Below are 17,964 nucleotides of genomic sequence, written 5' to 3' on the forward strand. Positions count from 1 at the left end.
TTCCTCGCGACGATAAGCTCTACGATCTCAGCCTCCGAAGCAGCGCCCTCCGGCATTCGTCCGATCATCGGCGCAATCGACCGTCGCGGATTTCGACCATGCGGTTCCGTATGTTCACCACCGGGACCGGCGACACGCCCGGCTCCTGTCGCGCTCCCGCCGACGATCGACCGGCGCTTGCGCCGTTGCCCGAACTCGACACCGTGTGCCGTCTCGCCCGCGCGCATTTCGGCACGGCGGGTGCGTTCATCGCGTCCGCCGAAGCCGGCGTGCAGCGCGTGGCGGCGTCCGACGGCACGCTGCCCGCCACGCTTCCTGCCATGCGTTTTCCGTCGCGTGCCGAGCCCGCTCCGGCGGCCGGCCGACGCTTCATCACGCCCGCCGGGGGCGACCTCCCGAATGACGCGCCGCACGTCGTCGCGGCCTGCGAGCTGGTCGCGCCCGACGGCAGCGCGCTGGGCGCACTATGCGTCGCCGGCAGCACCGGCCTGACGCTCGACGCCGCGCAGCGCGCTTTCCTGCACGACCTGGCGACACTGGCGGAACGCGCGATCGGCCGCGCGAACGCGCAAGCCGCGCTGCGCGAACGGCTCGGCGTCGTCGAGGAACACAGCGCGCTGACCACGCTGGCGCTGAACGAAAGCGGCACCGGCGTGTGGGATCGCAACGTCGAAACCGGCGAGATCCATTACTCGGCAGCCTGGAAGGCGCTGCTCGGATATGCGCCCGATGAACTGACGAGCCGGATCGAGGATGCATACGAACGGCTGCACCCGGACGACGTCGCCGGCGTGAAAGCCGCGATGCTCGCGCACTTCGAAAGCCGGACCGACAGCTATGCGGTCGAACACCGCATCCGCTGCAAGAACGGCACGTACAAATGGATCTGCAGCCGCGGCAAGGTCATCGCCCGCGACAGCCACGGGCGCGCGCTGCGCATGGTCGGCACGACCACGGACGTCACCGCGCTGCGCGAACTCGCCGGCCGGTTGAGCGACTCCGTCACGCTCGTGACGAGCCTGACCGACCAGGTGCCGGGCCTCGTGTTCCAGCTGCGGCAGACCGCCGACGGCCGCCGGTTCTTTTCGTACGCGAGCGCGGGCGCACGCGACATCTACGAACTGACGCCCGAGCAGATCGCCCGCGACGCGGATGCGGTCGAAACCCGGATTCATCCTGCCGACCTGGTTGCCTACCGTCAGTCGCTGCGAGTGTCGGCGGAGCGCCTGGCGCCGTGGCGGCTCGAATACCGCGTGCTGCTGCCGGACCAGGGAATGCGCTGGCGCGAAGGCGACGCGCGCCCGCAACGCACGCCGGACGGCGGCACGGTCTGGCATGGCTTCATCACGGATGCGACCGAGCGCAAGCACATCGAGACCGAACTGCACCGGATGGCGACGACCGATCACCTGACCCAGCTGTCCAACCGCCACGCGTTCATGCGGCATAGCGAAGCCGCGTTGCGCGGCGTGCGCGCGACCGGCCAGGACGCCGCGGTGCTGATGCTCGACCTCGATCACTTCAAGGCGCTGAACGACCGCTGGGGCCATCCGCTCGGCGATCGCGCGCTCCGGCATTTCGCGCGGCTGCTGCTCGCGGAGATCGGGACGGACGGCATCGTCGGGCGCATCGGCGGCGAGGAATTCGCGATCGTGCTGCCGCACACCGGGATCGACGCGGCGTGCGCGCTCGCACTGCGCGTGCAGCAGCGCGTGGCCGATTCGCGGCTCGTGCACGAGGATCAGCCGCTCGTGCTGACCGTCAGCATCGGCATCGACGCGATGCGGACGTCCGACTTCGGCGCGTACCAGGCGCTGTCGCGGGCCGACAAGGCGCTGTATGTCGCGAAGGAGCGCGGCCGCAACCGGATCGAGGTGTATCGGGCCTAGCGCGCGTTCCCGCCGACGACGGGCTTGCGCCCGTCCTGGCCGCCCACCCCGTCGTACGCGCGCCGCGCCGACACATCACGCGATCAACGCGACACGGGCGCCGCGTCGCGCGAGGTCGCGCGCACACCGAGCAGCATCGCGACCGCGCACGCGGCCAGCAATCCCGCGATCATCAGCATCGCCGCATCCATGCTGCCGGTACGGGTGCGGATCACCCCGACGATCCACGGCGTGATCATCCCGCTCGATACGCCGATGCTGCTGATCAGCGCGATCCCGCCCGCCGCGCCGGCGCCCGAGAAATACGCGGACGGCACGGCCCAGAACACCGGGTGCGCGGCGAAGATCAGCATCGCCGCGATCGACAGCAGCGCCATCATCGCGACGATGCTCGGCAAGTGCAGCGTCAGCAACGCGAGCGCCACCGCACCGCCGAATGCGCACGCGGCGAAGTGCCGGCGACGCTCGCGCTTGCGGTCGGAGCGCCGTGCGATCGCGATCAGGCCGGCCGCGCCGATCGCGTTCGGCACGATCGACAGCAGGCTGATGTGCACGACGTCGTGAATGCCGAATTCGCGAATCATCAGCGGCATCCAGAACAGCAGCATCAACAGCGCCGTCGTCAGCGAAAAATAGATGAATGCGAACAGCCAGGTGCGCGGCGCGGCGAGCACCTGCCGCAGCGACGACGCCGCATGCGCGGGCGCCTCCGCCCGGTCGGCGGCCAGGTCGGCCGCGAGCCGCTGGCGGTCGTCGTCGGACAGCCAGCGCGCCTGTTCGGGGCGGTCGCACAGCCAGAACCACGCGATCACGCCGAGCAGGATCGCGGGCGCGCCCTCGATCGCGAACATCCACTGCCAGCCGTGCAGCCCGAGCACGCCCGACATCGCGCGCATCAGCCAGCCCGACAGCAGCCCGCCGACCATCCCGGCCACCGCGACGCCCGCATAGAAGATCGACAGCACCGACGCGCGCCGGCGCGCCGGATACCAGTAGGTCAGGTAGAACACGACGCCCGGGAAGAAGCCGGCCTCGAACAGCCCGAGCAGGAAGCGCAGCACGTAGAAGTGCTTCGCGCTGTCGACCGTGATCATCGCAACCGACACCGCGCCCCACAGGACCATGATCCGCGCGAACGTGCGGCGCGCGCCGAAGCGGCGCAGCAGCGCGTTGCTCGGCACCTCGAACAGCACGTAGCCGACGAAGAACAGCACCGCGCCGAGGCTGTACATCGCATCGGTCAGGCCGAGATCCTGCCGCATCTGCAGCTGCGCGAAGCCGATGTTGCTGCGGTCGAGGATCGACACGATGTAGCAGATGAACAGGAACGGCACGATCCGCGCGCCGATACGGCGGTACAGCGCGTCGTGGTCCGACGCCGGCGCACGGGAACCGGACGCACCCGCCTGCGCGGCGTCCGCTTGAAGGGGGGCTGACATCGATCGTCTCCTCGATGGATGCGGATACGGTGCGGACAGGAAATGCAGCGCCGGTCGCCGCCGCCCGCCGGCAGCGCCCGGCCGCGATTCAGGCGCGGCGTGCGGGTTCGCCCTTCACGCCGAGCATCAGCGCGGCGCCGCTCAGCGCGAGCAGCGCGGCCAGCATGTACACGGCGAGATCCATGCTGCCGGTGCGCGTGCGGATCAGCCCGATCACCCACGGGCTGACGATGCCGCTCGTGATCCCGATGCTGCTGATCAGCGCGATCCCGGCCGCGGCCGCGTTGCCCGACAAATAGCGGGTCGGCACGGCCCAGAAGATCGGCAGCGCGGCGAAGATCAGCGTCGCCGCGATCGACAGGCACGCGAGCATCGCCGCGAAGCTGTGCAGGTGCAGCGTCAGCGCCGCGAGTGCCAGGCCGCCGCCGATCGTGCAGCACGCGAAGTGCTTGCGGCGCTCGCCGGTGCGGTCGGAATGGCGGGCGATCAGGATCAGCCCGACCGCGCCGACCGCGTTCGGCACGACCGTGTAGAGGCTCACCGACACGACGTCGGTCACGCCGAAATCGCGGATCATCAGCGGCATCCAGAAGTTGAGCGTCAGCGATGCGCAGGTCAGCGAGAAGTAGATGAACGCGAACAGGTAGACGCGCGGGTTCGCGAGCGCCGCGACCAGGCTGCGTTTGTCGTGCGCACTGTGCGCGCCATGCGCACCGCCATCGCTGCACAGCGCGGCGACGCGCGCCTTTTCGTCGGACGTGAGCCACGCTGCGTCCTGCGGCCGGTCGACCAGGTACGTGAACGCGAAGCATGCGAGCACGATCGCCGGCGCGCCTTCGATCGCGAACATCCATTGCCAGCCGTGCAGCCCGAGCACGCCGCTCATGTCGCGCATGATCCAGCCCGACATCAGGCCGCCGAGCACCCCCGCCACCGCGACACCCGCGAAGAACACCGAGATCGCCGCCGCGCGGCGGTTCGCCGGGAACCAGTAGGTCAGGTACAGCACGATGCCGGGAAAGAAGCCGGCCTCGAACACGCCGAGCAGGAAGCGCAGCACGTAGAAATGCGACGGCTGCGACACGAACATCATCGCGGTCGACGCGATGCCCCACAGCAGCATGATCCGCGTGAACGTGCGGCGCGCGCCGAAGCGCGCGAGCAGCAGGTTGCTCGGCACCTCGCAGAACACGTAGCCGACGTAGAACACCGCGGCGCCGAGGCCGTACATCGCATCGCTGAAGCCGAGGTCGTGCTTCATCTGCAGTTGCGCGAAGCCGATGTTGATGCGGTCGAGGAACGACACGACGTAGCAGAGGAACAGGAACGGCACGATCCGCCACGCGATCTTGCGGAACAGCAGCGCGTCGCCGGCAGCGGACGCCGGCGCGGATTCACAGGCGGAAGCCGACGCCGCGGCACTCGCGTGCGCGATCGTCGCTTCGGCGGGAAGCGATTGGGGCATGTCTCTCTCCAAACGGGCCGCGCGATTCGGGCGCGCGGCAGTCTCCGCGGGCGTACATGCGCCCGGCTTTCTTGTGAGAACGGAAGTCGGCTCCCTGAACCGCCGCGCGATGCGGCCGCCGCTCAGGCGCCGTCAGGAACGCGGCGCGGCGCCCGCCCGGACGCCCCGCCGCCGTCACCCATTCAGTCCTGCAGCGCGTCCCACATTTCCTTGTCGCGCTGCGCGGTCCAGATGCGCGGATGCGTGATGCCGCTCGCCTCGTCGTACGCGCGCGACACGTCGAACGGCAGACAGTGCTCGTAGATGAACACGTGGCCGAACTTCGGATCCATCGCTTCGCGCGTGAGCGCCATCGACGCCTTCAGGTCGAGCTTGCGCTCGACGGCCTTGCGGCCCTGCGCGAGCAGCGTCGTCACGAAGTCCTTCGTGTAGTCGAGGCCCTTGTTCACTTCGGCCGGATTCAGCAGCGCGGGGCCGCGGCCCGGCACGAGCTTTTCCGCGCCGAGCGCGCGCAGCGCCTCGAGCGTGGCCGGCCACTGTTCGAGCTGCGCGTCGCCGCAATAGCAGGCCGCGTCGTACTCGACCAGGTCGCCCGAGAACAGCACCTTCTGCGACGGCAGCCAGACGATCGTGTCGCCCTTCGTGTGGCCCGAGCCGACGTGCATGATCTTCACCTCGAGCTTGCCGAGGAACAGCGTGATCTCGCGCTCGAACACGAGCGTCGGCCAGGTCAGGCCCGGCACCGTCTCGACGCCCGCGAACAGCCGCGGGAAGCGCTCGATCTCCGACTTCATGTCGGCCTCGCCGCGCTCGACGATCATTTCGTAGGTGCCGCGGCTCGCGATCACGTGCTGCGCGCCTTCGTCGAAATACGCGGACGCGCCGAGCACGCGCACCGCGTGGTAATGCGACAGCACGACGTGCTTGATCGGCTTGTCGGTCACGCTGCGGATCTTCGCGATCAGGTCCTGCGCCATCGCGGGCGTCGCGGTCGTGTCGACGATCAGCACGCTGTCGTCGCCGATGATCACGCCCGAGTTCGGGTCGCCTTCGGCGGTATAGGCGTACGCGTTCTCGGACAGCTGCGTCCAGGTGACTTTCTTCTCTTCCAGATCGGCTTGGGAGGCGAATGCTTTGGCCATGTTGCGTTCCGTGGCTGCGAGCCATGTGTTGAGGGGAATGAGCGGATCATCTTCCCGCGCCGATTATTTGTCAATGACAAATTAGCTTGCTATTGTCTAATGCGGGTAAACCTGCGGGCTGGCGCGTCAAATGGCGTCGGATACCATGCGGGGTTTCGTCAACGGAAGAATCATCGCGTGCAGAACCACGAAGTCAGCGCAGACGACGCGCCGCCCAAGGCGCAGCGCGGGATCCAGAGCGTCGAGGTCGGCGGCCGGCTGCTCGACGCGCTCGCGCGCCGGCGCAAGCCGCTCGGGCTGTCGGAACTGGCGGCCGCGGCCGACCTGTCGACCGCGCAGGCGCACACCTATCTCGTCAGCCTGACGCGGCTCGCGCTCGTGAAGCGCGACGCGCTCACCGGCAACTACGAGCCGGGGCCGCTGTCGCTGCGGCTGGGGCTGATGTCGATCGAGCGCCAGCCGGCCTATCGCGCGGCGCTGCCGCACGCGGCGCGGCTCGCGGAAGCGGTCGGCCTGAGCGTCGCGCTGTCGGTGCCGGGCGCGCTCGGGCCCACGATCGTGCGCATCGAGCACGGCGGCTATCCGCTGCACGTGAACCTGCACGTCGGATCCGTCATGTCGCTCGACACGACGGCGACCGGCCGGGTGTTCCGCGCGTTCGGCGACCCCGCCCAGCTCGACGCGATGGCGGCCAGCCAGGCCGGCGCCGGCGCCACGCTCGCCGGCGCGGAAGGCGACCAGCCCCCGTCCGATGCCCGCGCGTGGCAGGCCGAACTCGACGCGATCCGCGCGCGCGGGATCGAGCGCGGCGTGGATCGGCCGAGCCCCGGCGTCAGCGCGATGTGCGTGCCAGTGCTGGACGCGGACGGCCGCCTGCAACTCGCGTTGACGGTGATCGGTTCGAGCGGCTCCATCGATGTCGGCTGGGACGGCCCGATCGCGACGGCGCTGCGCGATGCGGCGCGGCAAGCCACCGCGGCGCTCGACGCGGGACGCGACGCACCGCCGGTCGCGCCGGGCATGCCGCCGGCCACGCAGCGCATGCCGCCCGCGCTCGCCGACGACACGAAGGCGCAGCGCGGCATCAACGCGCTCGACAGCACGGGCGAGTTGCTGCTCGCGCTCGTCTCGGCGGGCCGTGCGCTGCCGTTGCGCGATCTCGCGGCAGCCGCCGGCATGCCGGCCGCGAAGGCGTTTCCGCATCTGGTGAGCCTGCAGAAGATCGGCCTGCTGAGCCGCGACGACGCGGGCTGCTTCGGCGGCGGGCCGCTCGCGCAGGCGCTCGGCCTGATCGCGATGCAGCGCGTGTCGCCGACGCGCGATGCGGAAGCCGAAATCGTCGCGCTGGCGGCCGCGACCGACCTGAGCGTGGCCGCGGCGACGCTCGGGCCGCTCGGGCCGACCGTGATCCGTCTCGAGGAATCGGCGCGGCCGCAGCACGTGAGCCTTCAGGTCGGCACGGTGATGTCGCTCGTGAATACGGCGATCGGGCGGATTTTCGCGGCCGGCATGTCCGACGACGTGCTGGCCGGCCTGCTGGCCGACGAGCCGGTGCGCCTCGCAGGCCGCGCGACGCAGGTCGACGACGCGTTCCGCGCGCGGCTCGCGACGATCCGCGCGGACGAACTCGATTTCGCATTCGATGCGCCGGTGCCGGGCATCGGGACGATCGCCGCGCCCGTGTTCGATCACACCGGCAGCATCCGGCTCGTGATTGCGATCATCGGCTCGTCGCGCGGCTTCCCGCGCGGGCCGCACAGCGAACTCGCGCATACGCTGCTCGCCGCGGCGCGCCGCCTGTCGTGGCGCTTCGGGTGGATCGGCGGGTAATCGCCGCCCCGCTGCCGCGCCCGTTCTCGTCGCCCCGCTTTCCGTTTTCGCCCGTCAATGCGAGGCCGCGCTCGCCGCGGTCTCGTCACGCCTGCCCGCCACGCAGAAGGTGGCGCAGCTCATGTTGCGCGGCAGCAACATAAATTGTCAGTAATTCTCATATAACGAAATCGCATTTCACAAGACGGTGACGTTTCTTTATGATTAGGGTTATCCCTAACTCGCCACCTACATGGGGCTTCGTCATGCAAACGTCTAATGTCTCCGATCGTTCCACCCAATCCGCTGGCTGGCTCGCACGTGTCGGCGAGCTGCTTGCAGAAGCATGGGCACTGCACCTCGAGAACTGCGCAGTCATCGCTGAAGCGCACGCACGCCTGCCGCGCTGAGCGCGGCGACCGGCCGCCAGCCGGCCGCACGCCATCTCCATCCGTCTGATGCGCCTTGCGGGGACGCGCGCCGAAAGGCCGCCGCGTCCGGCACGAGGCGCCGGACGGAAGTCGCAAAAAAAGGGCGAATACCCTCGATGGCATGGTGCTCACGCGCTGTGAGCACGGTCGCAGCGATGTCGATACGCGGATGCCGGTCCCGACGAACTTGTCGGCACGGTGTTGATCGCAGCTTCCCGGAATGTCCGGCCGCTGCGTAGCCGATGCATGCCCGCTGCGCGCCACGCGCCGGGCCTGGCCGTCACGGAAGATTCATCCGTTTTCCCGCCGCGCGGGCACGGCCTGCCGGTATCCGGCTCCGGGCCGCGCGCAACGGGCGCGACAGCCCGCTTCCCACCCTTCTCCAGCACCGCCGCGAACCGCGTCGTCACGACGCCGCGCGGCGCGTCGCCCCCGTCTTCACACCTGAATCGACGGCACGTCTTTCATGCACCGCAGCGCGAACATCGAGCGGCTGTGGCGAATGCTCGAAATCCTGTACAGCTTCTCGCGCAGGAAGCGTTCGTAGCCGGCCGTGCCGTCCACCGCGACCTTGATCCAGTAGTCGTATTCGCCCGATACGAGGTAGGCCTCGAGCACTTCGGGCAGTGCCGCGAGTTCGGCGCCGAAACGCGCGAGCGCATCGTCCTCGTGGCGATCGAGGGTGACTTCGAGGATCACGATGTCCGCGTAGCCGAGCATGCGCTGGTTGACCAGCGCGACGTAGCCGTCGATGTAACCGTCGAGTTCGAGCTGCCGCGTGCGGTTCCAGCAGGCGGTGGTCGACATGCCGATCTGTTCGGCCAGTTCGGCGTTCGACAGGCGCGCATTTTTTTGCAGTGCACCGAGGATCTTGCGGTCCTGGTTGTCGAGGGTTTTCGGCGTGCGTTCGCGGGTAGCCATGACAGGAAGAATCTTCTACTGAAAATCCGCATTCTATCTGAACAGGCTTCCGGTTTCGGGTGCGTTTTGCTGGAAAACAGGAAGCCTTTTAACCGGCCCGCTTGATACATTTTCTCCATGCCTGGTGTCCGGCACGCTCCCTGCGACAACCCCTTCGCACCGGGACGCCTGGCCGCAATCACGAGTTGCGGCGCAGGACACGCAGGCATGCAACGTCCCGCCCCCCCGCGCGCCTACCCGGTCGCACGGGCCGGCGCCTGATCCTCCGTTTCCGCACTCCCGTCATGTCGTTCAGGCTTTATCTGTCGTTCCTCGCTGCGTCCGCCGTCCTCATCTACGCCCCCGGCCCCGTCAACCTCCTCACGATGAACCAGGCATTGCGCGCGGGCTGGCGCCGCGCGCTGCCGTGCGTCTGGGGCGGCACGCTCGCCGTGCTGCTGCAGCTCGCGCTGACCGCGCTGTGCCTGAATTCGCTGGTTCACCTCGACGAGCACGCGCTGACCGTGCTGCGCTGGGCCGGCGCCGCCTACCTCGTATGGCTCGGCTGCAAGCAATGGCTCGGCCGGGCGCCGGTCACCGCGCCCGCCGCGTCGACGGACGCCGGCAACACGGCATCCGACGACACCGCCACCGGACGCGCGCTGTTCTGGCGCGGCGTCGCCACCTCCGGCCTGAACCCGAAGACGCTGCTGTTCTTTCCGTCGTTCTTTCCGCAGTTCATCGTCCCGGATCCCGACTGGAGCCTGAACGCGCAATTCCTGCTGCTCGCGGCGAGCTTCGCGCTGCTGTTCGCCGGCGGCGTCGCGTCGATGGCGCTGTTCTCGCACCGGCTGAGCCGTGCGCTGCAGCGGCCGGCGCGGATGCGCGCGATGAATCGCGTGACGGGCGGGCTGCTGGTCGGGATGGGCGCGATCATGGTCGGATGGAATTGAGCGGCCGCCTGCGCGCGTGACGTGGCGCGCTGCGGCGCGCGCCCTCCCACGCCGGCCGACGCGCGGCCGGTACGACCAGTACAATCGCGCGATGTCCGAACTGCTCACTTACGGCGGCCTGTTCGCCGTGTCGATGGTCGCCGCGACCCTGTTGCCGCTCCAGTCCGAAGCCGTGCTTGCGGGCCTGCTGCTCGCCGGGCGCGAACCGGTGTGGGCGCTGGTGCTGGTGGCGAGCGTCGGCAACGTCGCGGGCGCGGCGATCAACTGGACACTCGGCCGCGGCATCGAGCACTTCCGCGACCGCCGCTGGTTTCCGGTGAAACCGGCCGCGCTCGCGCGCGCCGAGGGCTGGTATCGGCGCTATGGCCGCTGGTCGCTGCTGCTGAGCTGGGCGCCGGTGATCGGCGACCCGCTGACGATGATCGCCGGCGTGCTGCGCGAGCCGCTGCCGACCTTCGTCGCGATCGTGACGATCGCGAAGGTCGGGCGGTATCTGGCGATCGCGTGGCTCGTCGTGCCTTGACGCCTTGACGCCTTGACGCCTTGACGCCTTGACGCCTTGACGCCTTGACGCCTTGACGCCTTGACGCCTTGACGCATTCACGTATCAAGGCGTCCGCCCGCACGACGCCCCGTCGACGTTACTTCTTGTCTCCCGCCAGGTCGATCGCCTTGTCCGATCCGACCGCGTTGCGCAGCTGGAATTTCTGGATCTTGCCGGTCGACGTCTTCGGCAGCTCGCCGAAGAGCACGACCTTCGGCACCTTGAAACCCGCGAGCAACTGCCGGCAGTGGGCGACGATCTCCGCCTCGGTCGCGCTCGCGCCTTCGCGCAGCTCGACGAACGCGCACGGCACCTCGCCCCACTTCGGGTCGGGCATCGCGACCACCGCCGCGACCGCGACGGCCGGATGCCGGTACAGCGCATCCTCGACCTCGATGCTCGAGATGTTCTCGCCGCCCGAAATGATGATGTCCTTGCGGCGATCCTTGATGCGGATGTAGCCGTCCGGCGTCAGCACGCCGAGATCGCCCGTATGGAACCAGCCGCCGTGGAACGCTTCCTCCGTCGCGTGCGGGTTCTTCAGGTAGCCCTTCATGCAGATGTTGCCGCGGAACATGATCTCGCCGAGCGTCTCGCCGTCGGCCGGCACCGGCGTCATCGTGTCCGGATCGAGCACCGTCGCGCCCGCTTCCAGGTGATAGCGCACGCCCTGCCGCGCATTGAGCCGCGCGCGCTCGTCGTCGGGCAGCTCGTCCCAGTGCGCCTGCTTCGCGCAGACGGTCGCCGGGCCATAGACCTCGGTCAATCCGTACACGTGCAGCAGGTCGAAGCCGATCTCCTTCATCTTCGCGATCACGGCCGGCGCGGGCGCGGCACCGGCGACCATCGCGTGCACCGTGTGATCGATGCCGGCGCGCAACTCGGCCGGCGCATTCGCGATCGCGCTCTGTACGATCGGCGCGCCGCAGTAATGCGTGATGCGCTCGCGGCGGATCAGGTCGAACACCGTCTTCGCGTCGAACCTGCGCAGGCACACGTTCACGCCCGCGCGCGCCGCGACGGCCCACGGGAAGCACCAGCCGTTGCAGTGGAACATCGGCAGCGTCCACAGATACACCGCGTGCTTCGGCATGTCCCATTCGAGGATGTTGCTGATCGCCGCGAGATACGCGCCGCGATGGTGATACACGACGCCCTTCGGGTCGCCCGTCGTGCCGGACGTGTAGTTCAGCGCGATCGCCTCCCACTCGTCGGCGGGCGGCGTCCATGCGTAGTCGGGATCGCCGCCCGCGACGAACGCCTCGTAGTCGGTCGCGCCGGCGAAGCGCGCGGGGTCGGCCGGCATCGCATCGGCAACGCTGACGATCTTCAGGCCCGGCACTTCGAGCGCCGCGCGATGCGCGAGCTCCGCGTATTCGGTGTCGACGATCAGCACCTTCGCCTCGCCGTGACGCAGCATGAACAGCACCGATGAAATGTCGAGCCGCGTGTTGATCGTGTTGAGCACGGCGCCGGCCATCGGCACGCCGAAGTGCGCCTCGACCATCGCCGGGATGTTCGGCAGCAGCGCGGCCACCGTCTCGCCGCGCGCGACGCCGGCCCGCGCGAGCGCGCTCGCGAGCTGCTTCGCCCGCGTGTAGGTCTCGCCCCACGTGCGCCGCACGTCGCCGTGCACGATCGCGAGGCGCGCGCCGTAGACTTCGGCCGCACGGACCAGAAAGTCGATCGGCGTGAGCGGCACGTAGTTGGCATCGCGGCGGCCGAGTCCGGCCTCGAACATCTGCGTCATGATCCTGTCTCCCGTTTTCTGTCGACCGGCGCGTGCGTCGGCCTCGTATCCGGCAAGTGTGCATGCACCCCGACCGGTCTTGATGTGGTTCAATTGCCGACAGCCTAACGGGCGCTATTGTGAGCCGTCTGTCATCGAAACGACAGAGTGCCTCATGAGCGCTGCGCGTTATCCCTATCCTCGCAAACCCGCATCCATGCACGACCACCTCGTTGCGCCGCCCGACGCGGCCGCCGCTGTCAGCCCGCCGGCCAGCCCGCCGGCCGACACGCCGCTCGAACCGGGCCCGTTGCCCGCCCTGTCCGTGCTGTTCGGCCAGTGCGCGTGGTTCCGCGCGCTGGCGCCGGAACACCAGGCGCTCGTGCTCGCGCAGTCGCGCGCCGAGCAGCACGAGGCCGGCGACGTGATCGCGCAGCGGCTCGCACCGTCCGAATACTGGATCGGCGTGCATCGCGGGTTGCTGAAGCTCGCGATCTTCAACGCGTCGGGGCGCGGCTGCACGTTTTCCGGCGTGCCGTCGGGCGGCTGGTTCGGCGAAGGCAGCGTGATCAAGCGCGAGCTGCGCAAGTACGAAGTCGTCGCCGTCCAGCGCTCGATCGTGCTGTTCGTCCCGGTCGACACGTTCCATGCGCTGCTCGACACGAGCCTGCCGTTCACGCGCTTCGTGATCCACCAGTTGAACAACCGGATGGGCGAGTTCATCGCGTCGATCCAGAACAGCCGGCTGCTCGATGTCGACGCGCGCGTCGCACAGGCGCTCGCGCAGCTGTTCAACCCCGCGCTGTATCCGGACACCGGCCCGTCGCTCGCGATCTCGCAGGAGGAACTGGGAATGCTCGTCGGCGTGTCGCGGCAGCGGATCAACCAGGCGTTGCAGCAACTCGAGAAGCTCGGCGTGCTGCGGCTCGCGTACAACCAGATCGAAGTCGTCGACCTGGCCGCGCTCGCGCGGGTCGGGATGGAACAGATCTGAGCGACGCCCGATGAACGGAAGCGTCGCTGCCGCGGCATGCGCGTGCGGTGCGGCGGCCTTTTTCGGGCATCGGCGTCCGTGCGCGTTTTCATCCGATCAATCGACCTGAAGTCGCCTCGGTCGCCGCGCGCCGAACCTGACAAATCCGCCAGTTTCGTGTCAGTGACTCGTTCAGCCCCGACGCCTATCATTCGGGTTCCCCTCACCGCCGCCTGATCACCGCCTGTCCCGCCGCCTCCATGTGGATCGTCAATCTCGCGCTCAGGCGCCCCTACACGTTCATCGTGATGGCCATCATGATCGTGCTGGCCACCCCGCTCGCGCTGATGCGCACGCCTGTCGACGTCCTGCCGGCGGTCAACATTCCCGTCATCAGCGTGATCTGGAATTACACCGGCTTCTCCGCGAAGGAGATGACCAACCGCATCACGGCCGTCCATGAACGGATCCTGACGACGACCGTCAACAACATCCAGCACATCGAGTCGACGTCGCTGCCGGGCATCGCGGTCGTGAAGGTGTTCCTGCAGCCCGGCGCGAACGTGCAGACCGCGATCGCGCAGACGGTCTCGTCCGCGCAGGCGATCGTGCGGCAGATGCCGCAGGGCGCGACGCCGCCGCTCGTGATCACCTATTCGGCGTCGAGCATCCCGGTGATCCAGCTCGGGCTGTCGAGCAAGACGCTCAGCGAACAGTCGCTCGCCGACATCGCGCTCAACTTCCTGCGGCCGCAACTGATCACGATCCCGGGCGCGCAGATCCCGTTTCCGTACGGCGGCCGCACGCGCGTGGTCGCGATCGACCTCGATCCGCAGGCGCTGCTCGCGAAGGGCCTCACGCCCGCCGACATCGTCAACGCGGTCAACGCGCAGAACCTCGTGCTGCCGACCGGCACCGCGAAGATGGGTCAGACCGAGTACCGGATCGACACGAACGCGTCGGCCGACACGGTCGCGGACATCAACGGCCTGCCGGTCCAGACCGTCAACGGCGCGACGACCTACCTGCGCGAGGTCGCGTCGGTGCGCGACGGCTTCGCGCCGCAAACCAACGTCGTGCGCCAGAACGGCCAGCGCGGCGTGCTGATGTCGATCCTGAAGACCGGCGACGCGTCGACGCTGAAGGTCGTGTCGGACCTGAAGGCACTGCTGCCGAAGGTGATCCCGACGCTGCCCGAAGGACTCACGATCACGCCGCTGTTCGACCAGTCGGTGTTCGTCAACGCCGCCGTGCAGGGCGTGATCCACGAGGCGCTGATCGCCGCCGTGCTGACCGCGATGATGATCCTGCTGTTCCTCGGCAACTGGCGCAGCACGCTGATCATCGCGATCTCGATTCCGCTGTCGATCTTCACGTCGCTGATCGCACTCTCCGCGCTCGGCGAGACGATCAACATCATGACGCTCGGCGGCCTCGCGCTCGCGGTCGGGATCCTGGTCGACGACGCGACCGTCACGATCGAGAACATCGAGCGGCACCTGCATCTCGGTACGAATCTGCACGACGCGATCCTCGAAGGCGCGGGCGAGATCGCGGTGCCCGCGTTCGTGTCGACGCTGTGCATCTGCATCGTGTTCGTGCCGATGTTCTTCCTGACGGGCGTCGCGCGCTTCCTGTTCGTGCCGCTCGCCGAAGCCGTGGTGTTCGCGATGCTCGCGTCCTACGTGCTGTCGCGCACGCTCGTGCCGACGCTGGCGATGCTGCTGTTCCGCCCGCAGCAGGCCACGAGCGGCCCCGATCATGCGACGTCGCGGTTCGCGCGCCTCCATCACGCGTTCAACGCCGCGTTCGAGCGGCTGCGCGCGTGGTACATCGTGCTGCTCAGCATGCTGCTGGTGCGCCGCCGCTTCTACGCGACGTGCTTCCTCGGCTTCTGCGTGCTGTCGACCAGCCTCGTGTTCGTGCTCGGCCGCGACTTCTTCCCGAACGCCGATTCCGGCAACCTGCGGCTGCACATGCGCGCGCCGACCGGCTACCGGATCGAGGAGACCGCGCGCCTTGCCGACCAGGTCGAGCGCGTGATCCGCGAAACCGTGCCGGCGGACGAACTCGGCGCGATCGTCGACAACCTCGGGCTGCCGGTGAGCGGCATCAACCTGTCGTACAGCAATGCCGGCACGATCGGCACGCTCGACGGCGAACTGATGATCGCGCTGAAGCCGGGCCACCGCGCGACCGCGCACTACGTGCAGACGCTGCGCACGCTGCTGCCGCAGCGCTTCCCGGGCGTCGAGTTCTTCTTCCAGCCGTCGGACATCATCACGCAGATCCTCAACTTCGGTCAGCCCGCCGCGATCGACGTGCAGGTGCTCGGCAACGATCTCGCGAGTAACATGGCTATCGCGAGCAGCCTGATGAAGAAGATCAGGCAAATCCCCGGCACCGTCGACGTGCACGTACTGCAGCGCAACGACGAACCGACCCTGGTGGCCGACATGGACCGTACGCGCATGCAGCAGCTCAGCCTCTCCGCGCAGAACGTCGCGCAGAACATGCTGATCTCGCTGTCCGGCAGTTCCCAGACGACCCCGTCGTTCTGGATCAATCCGCGCTCGGGCGTCCAGTACCCGCTGCAGATCCAGACCCCGCAATACAGCATCGCGTCGATCGACGACCTGCTCGGCACGCCGATTTCCGCGAGCGGGCGCACCGGCATGCCGCTGCAATTGCTCGGCAACCTCGTGCAGATCCATCCCGTCGCGAACCCGGCGGTGATCACGCACTACAACATCCGCCCGGCGATCGACCTGTACGTGAGCGTCGAGGGCCGCGACCTCGGCTCGGTCGCGGGCGCGATCGACCGCATCGTGTCCGACGCGCGCGCGACGCTGCCGCGCGGCACCGACCTGTCGGTGCGCGGCCAGGTCGAGACGATGCGCACGTCGTACCTCGGCCTCGGCGCGGGCGTCGCGATGGCGATCGTGCTCGTCTACCTGCTGATCGTCGTGAATTTCCAGTCGTGGCTCGATCCGCTGATCATCATCAGCGCGATGCCGGCCGCGCTCGCCGGCATCGCGTGGATGCTGTTCATCACCGGCACGCACCTGAGCGTGCCCGCGCTGACGGGCGCGATCATGACGGTGGGCGTCGCGACCGCCAACAGCATCCTGGTCGTGTCGTTCGCGCGCCAGCGCCTCGCGGCCGGCGCGCCGCCGCTCACGGCCGCACTGGAGGCCGGCGCGACGCGAATCCGCCCGGTGCTGATGACGGCGCTCGCGATGATCATCGGGATGGTGCCGATGGCGCTCGGTCTCGGCGAAGGCGCCGAGCAGAACGCGCCGCTCGGCCGCGCGGTGATCGGCGGCCTGCTGTTCGCCACCGTTTCGACGCTGCTGTTCGTGCCGCTCGTGTTCGGCGGCGTGCATGCGCGGCTGGCCCGCCGGCGCGCGCGCCCGGCCGGACACTGACTTTCTAGCCTATCGACCCGGTCAATTCATGGAAGAGAAACATCACAGCTCCGTCGGCATCCAGGTGGACGAACACGGCATGCACCTGCCGACGCGCACGTCGGTGTCGCGGCGCGGGCGGGTCGTCCTGATCGTGATCGGCGTGCTACTGGCCGCGGGCGCCGCGCGCACGATCGTCGTCAACGTGCTGAACCGGAATCACCTCGACGCGGTGGCCGAGCAGAACACGCGCCAGTACGTGAGCGTCGTGCATCCGGTCGACGCGGCCACCGGCGGCAAGCTGGCGCTGCCCGGCACGCTGCGCGGCTTCGTCGAAGCGCCGATCTACGCGCGTGCGAGCGGCTACGTGCTGCGCTGGCAGGCCGACATCGGCGCGCACGTGAAGCAGGGGCAGCTGCTCGCCGAACTCGACACGCCCGAGCTGAACCAGGAACTCGCGCAGGCCACCGCGCAGCGCCAGCAGGCGCAGGCCGCGCTCGCGCTCGCGAAGACGTCGTTCGACCGCGCGCAGCAGCTGCGCCAGCGCGATGCGGTGTCGCAGCAGGAACTCGACGACCGGCAAGGCGCGTTCAACCAGGGCACCGCGAACCTCGCGGCGGCCGATGCGAACATGCGCCGGCTCACCGAGCTGAAAGGCTTCCAGCGCATCGTCGCGCCGATCGACGGGATCGTCACGCAGCGCAACGTCGACGTCGGCGACCTCGTCAATTCCGGCAACGCGGGCCGCGCACTGTTCACGGTCGTGCAGGCCGACCGGCTGCGCCTGTACGTGCAGGTGCCGCAGGCTTATGCGCAGCAGGTGAAGGTCGGCCAGCGCGTGAGCGTCGCGCAGGCAGAACTGCCCGGCCAGACCTTCGACGGCACCATCACGCGCACGTCCCAGGCGATCGACGTCGCGACGCGCTCGCTGCAGATCGAGATCACGCTGCCGAACCCGGACGGGCGGCTGCTGCCCGGCGCATACGTGCAGGCGACCCTGCCGATGACGCCGGTCGGCCGCCTGCAGATTCCGGCCAACACGCTGCTGTTCCGGGCCGAAGGGCCGACGGTCGCGACCGTCGACGCGAACGGCCAGGTGCGCCTGAAGGCGGTGACGGTCGCGCGCACGATCGGGCAGACGCTCGAAGTCGACGGCCCGCTCACGCCGCACGACCGCCTCGTCGCGAACCCGAGCGATGCGCTCGCGAACGGCGACACCGTGATCGTGCAGGCGCCGCCGGTCGTGAAGCCGGCCTCCGCGGCCGCGGGAGCGCAGTCGTGAG

Annotated in this window: 12 protein-coding genes; 7 read left to right on the forward strand and 5 right to left on the reverse strand. The window is 68.9% G+C overall.

Annotated elements, in window-relative coordinates; translation table 11 throughout:
• Window positions 1-98: 98 nt before the first annotated feature.
• Window positions 99-1,889 (forward strand): sensor domain-containing diguanylate cyclase, encoded by a 1,791-nt coding sequence (locus DIE12_RS01295; RefSeq protein ID WP_124519514.1) that lies wholly within the window; start codon window positions 99-101, stop codon window positions 1,887-1,889.
• A gap of 83 nt (window positions 1,890-1,972) precedes the next feature.
• On the opposite strand, the gene DIE12_RS01300 is transcribed toward DIE12_RS01295, so the two are convergent.
• The 3 genes from DIE12_RS01300 to DIE12_RS01310 form a co-directional block, all read right to left on the reverse strand.
• On the reverse strand, window positions 1,973-3,328 hold the full coding sequence (locus DIE12_RS01300; protein ID WP_124519515.1) for an MFS transporter: 1,356 nt from the start codon (window positions 3,326-3,328) through the stop codon (window positions 1,973-1,975).
• Between the two features lie 88 nt (window positions 3,329-3,416).
• Entirely contained in the window at window positions 3,417-4,793 is a 1,377-nt protein-coding gene (locus DIE12_RS01305) for an MFS transporter (protein ID WP_124484902.1), read from the reverse strand.
• Window positions 4,794-4,975: 182 nt separating this feature from the next.
• A complete protein-coding gene (locus DIE12_RS01310; protein WP_044843030.1) occupies window positions 4,976-5,935 on the reverse strand; it encodes an MBL fold metallo-hydrolase in 960 nt (319 codons plus the stop codon).
• A 177-nt stretch (window positions 5,936-6,112) separates the two neighbouring features.
• Here DIE12_RS01310 and DIE12_RS01315 point away from each other — a divergent pair, with 177 nt between their 5' ends.
• Window positions 6,113-7,765: an IclR family transcriptional regulator gene (locus DIE12_RS01315; RefSeq protein WP_124519516.1), complete on the forward strand. Its 1,653-nt coding sequence runs from the start codon at window positions 6,113-6,115 to the stop codon at window positions 7,763-7,765.
• Window positions 7,766-8,613: 848 nt separating this feature from the next.
• On the opposite strand, the gene DIE12_RS01325 is transcribed toward DIE12_RS01315, so the two are convergent.
• The gene (locus DIE12_RS01325; RefSeq protein ID WP_006755380.1) at window positions 8,614-9,096 is read right to left on the reverse strand and encodes an Lrp/AsnC family transcriptional regulator; all 483 of its coding nucleotides are present in this window, start codon (window positions 9,094-9,096) and stop codon (window positions 8,614-8,616) included.
• A 284-nt stretch (window positions 9,097-9,380) separates the two neighbouring features.
• On the opposite strand from DIE12_RS01325, the gene DIE12_RS01330 reads away from it, so the two are divergent.
• The gene (locus tag DIE12_RS01330) at window positions 9,381-10,028 is read left to right on the forward strand and encodes a LysE family translocator (RefSeq protein ID WP_124519517.1); all 648 of its coding nucleotides are present in this window, start codon (window positions 9,381-9,383) and stop codon (window positions 10,026-10,028) included.
• 91 nt (window positions 10,029-10,119) lie between these two features.
• Window positions 10,120-10,551, forward strand: a complete 432-nt coding sequence (locus tag DIE12_RS01335; RefSeq protein WP_124519518.1) for a YqaA family protein — start codon at window positions 10,120-10,122, stop codon at window positions 10,549-10,551.
• Window positions 10,552-10,669: 118 nt separating this feature from the next.
• On the opposite strand, the gene DIE12_RS01340 is transcribed toward DIE12_RS01335, so the two are convergent.
• Window positions 10,670-12,322, reverse strand: coding sequence for an acyl-CoA synthetase (locus DIE12_RS01340; RefSeq protein ID WP_124519519.1), 1,653 nt, complete (start codon window positions 12,320-12,322; stop codon window positions 10,670-10,672).
• 196 nt (window positions 12,323-12,518) lie between these two features.
• Here DIE12_RS01340 and DIE12_RS01345 point away from each other — a divergent pair, with 196 nt between their 5' ends.
• From DIE12_RS01345 to DIE12_RS01355, 3 genes are all read left to right on the forward strand, one after another.
• On the forward strand, window positions 12,519-13,295 hold the full coding sequence (locus DIE12_RS01345) for a Crp/Fnr family transcriptional regulator (protein ID WP_124519520.1): 777 nt from the start codon (window positions 12,519-12,521) through the stop codon (window positions 13,293-13,295).
• A 239-nt stretch (window positions 13,296-13,534) separates the two neighbouring features.
• Window positions 13,535-16,702, forward strand: a complete 3,168-nt coding sequence (locus DIE12_RS01350; protein ID WP_124519521.1) for an efflux RND transporter permease subunit — start codon at window positions 13,535-13,537, stop codon at window positions 16,700-16,702.
• Between the two features lie 28 nt (window positions 16,703-16,730).
• Window positions 16,731-17,963, forward strand: coding sequence for an efflux RND transporter periplasmic adaptor subunit (locus DIE12_RS01355; RefSeq protein WP_124519522.1), 1,233 nt, complete (start codon window positions 16,731-16,733; stop codon window positions 17,961-17,963).
• Window position 17,964: the final 1 nt, after the last annotated feature.

This window comes from Burkholderia sp. Bp9015, from assembly GCF_003853505.1.
Taxonomy (GTDB): Bacteria; Pseudomonadota; Gammaproteobacteria; order Burkholderiales; family Burkholderiaceae; genus Burkholderia.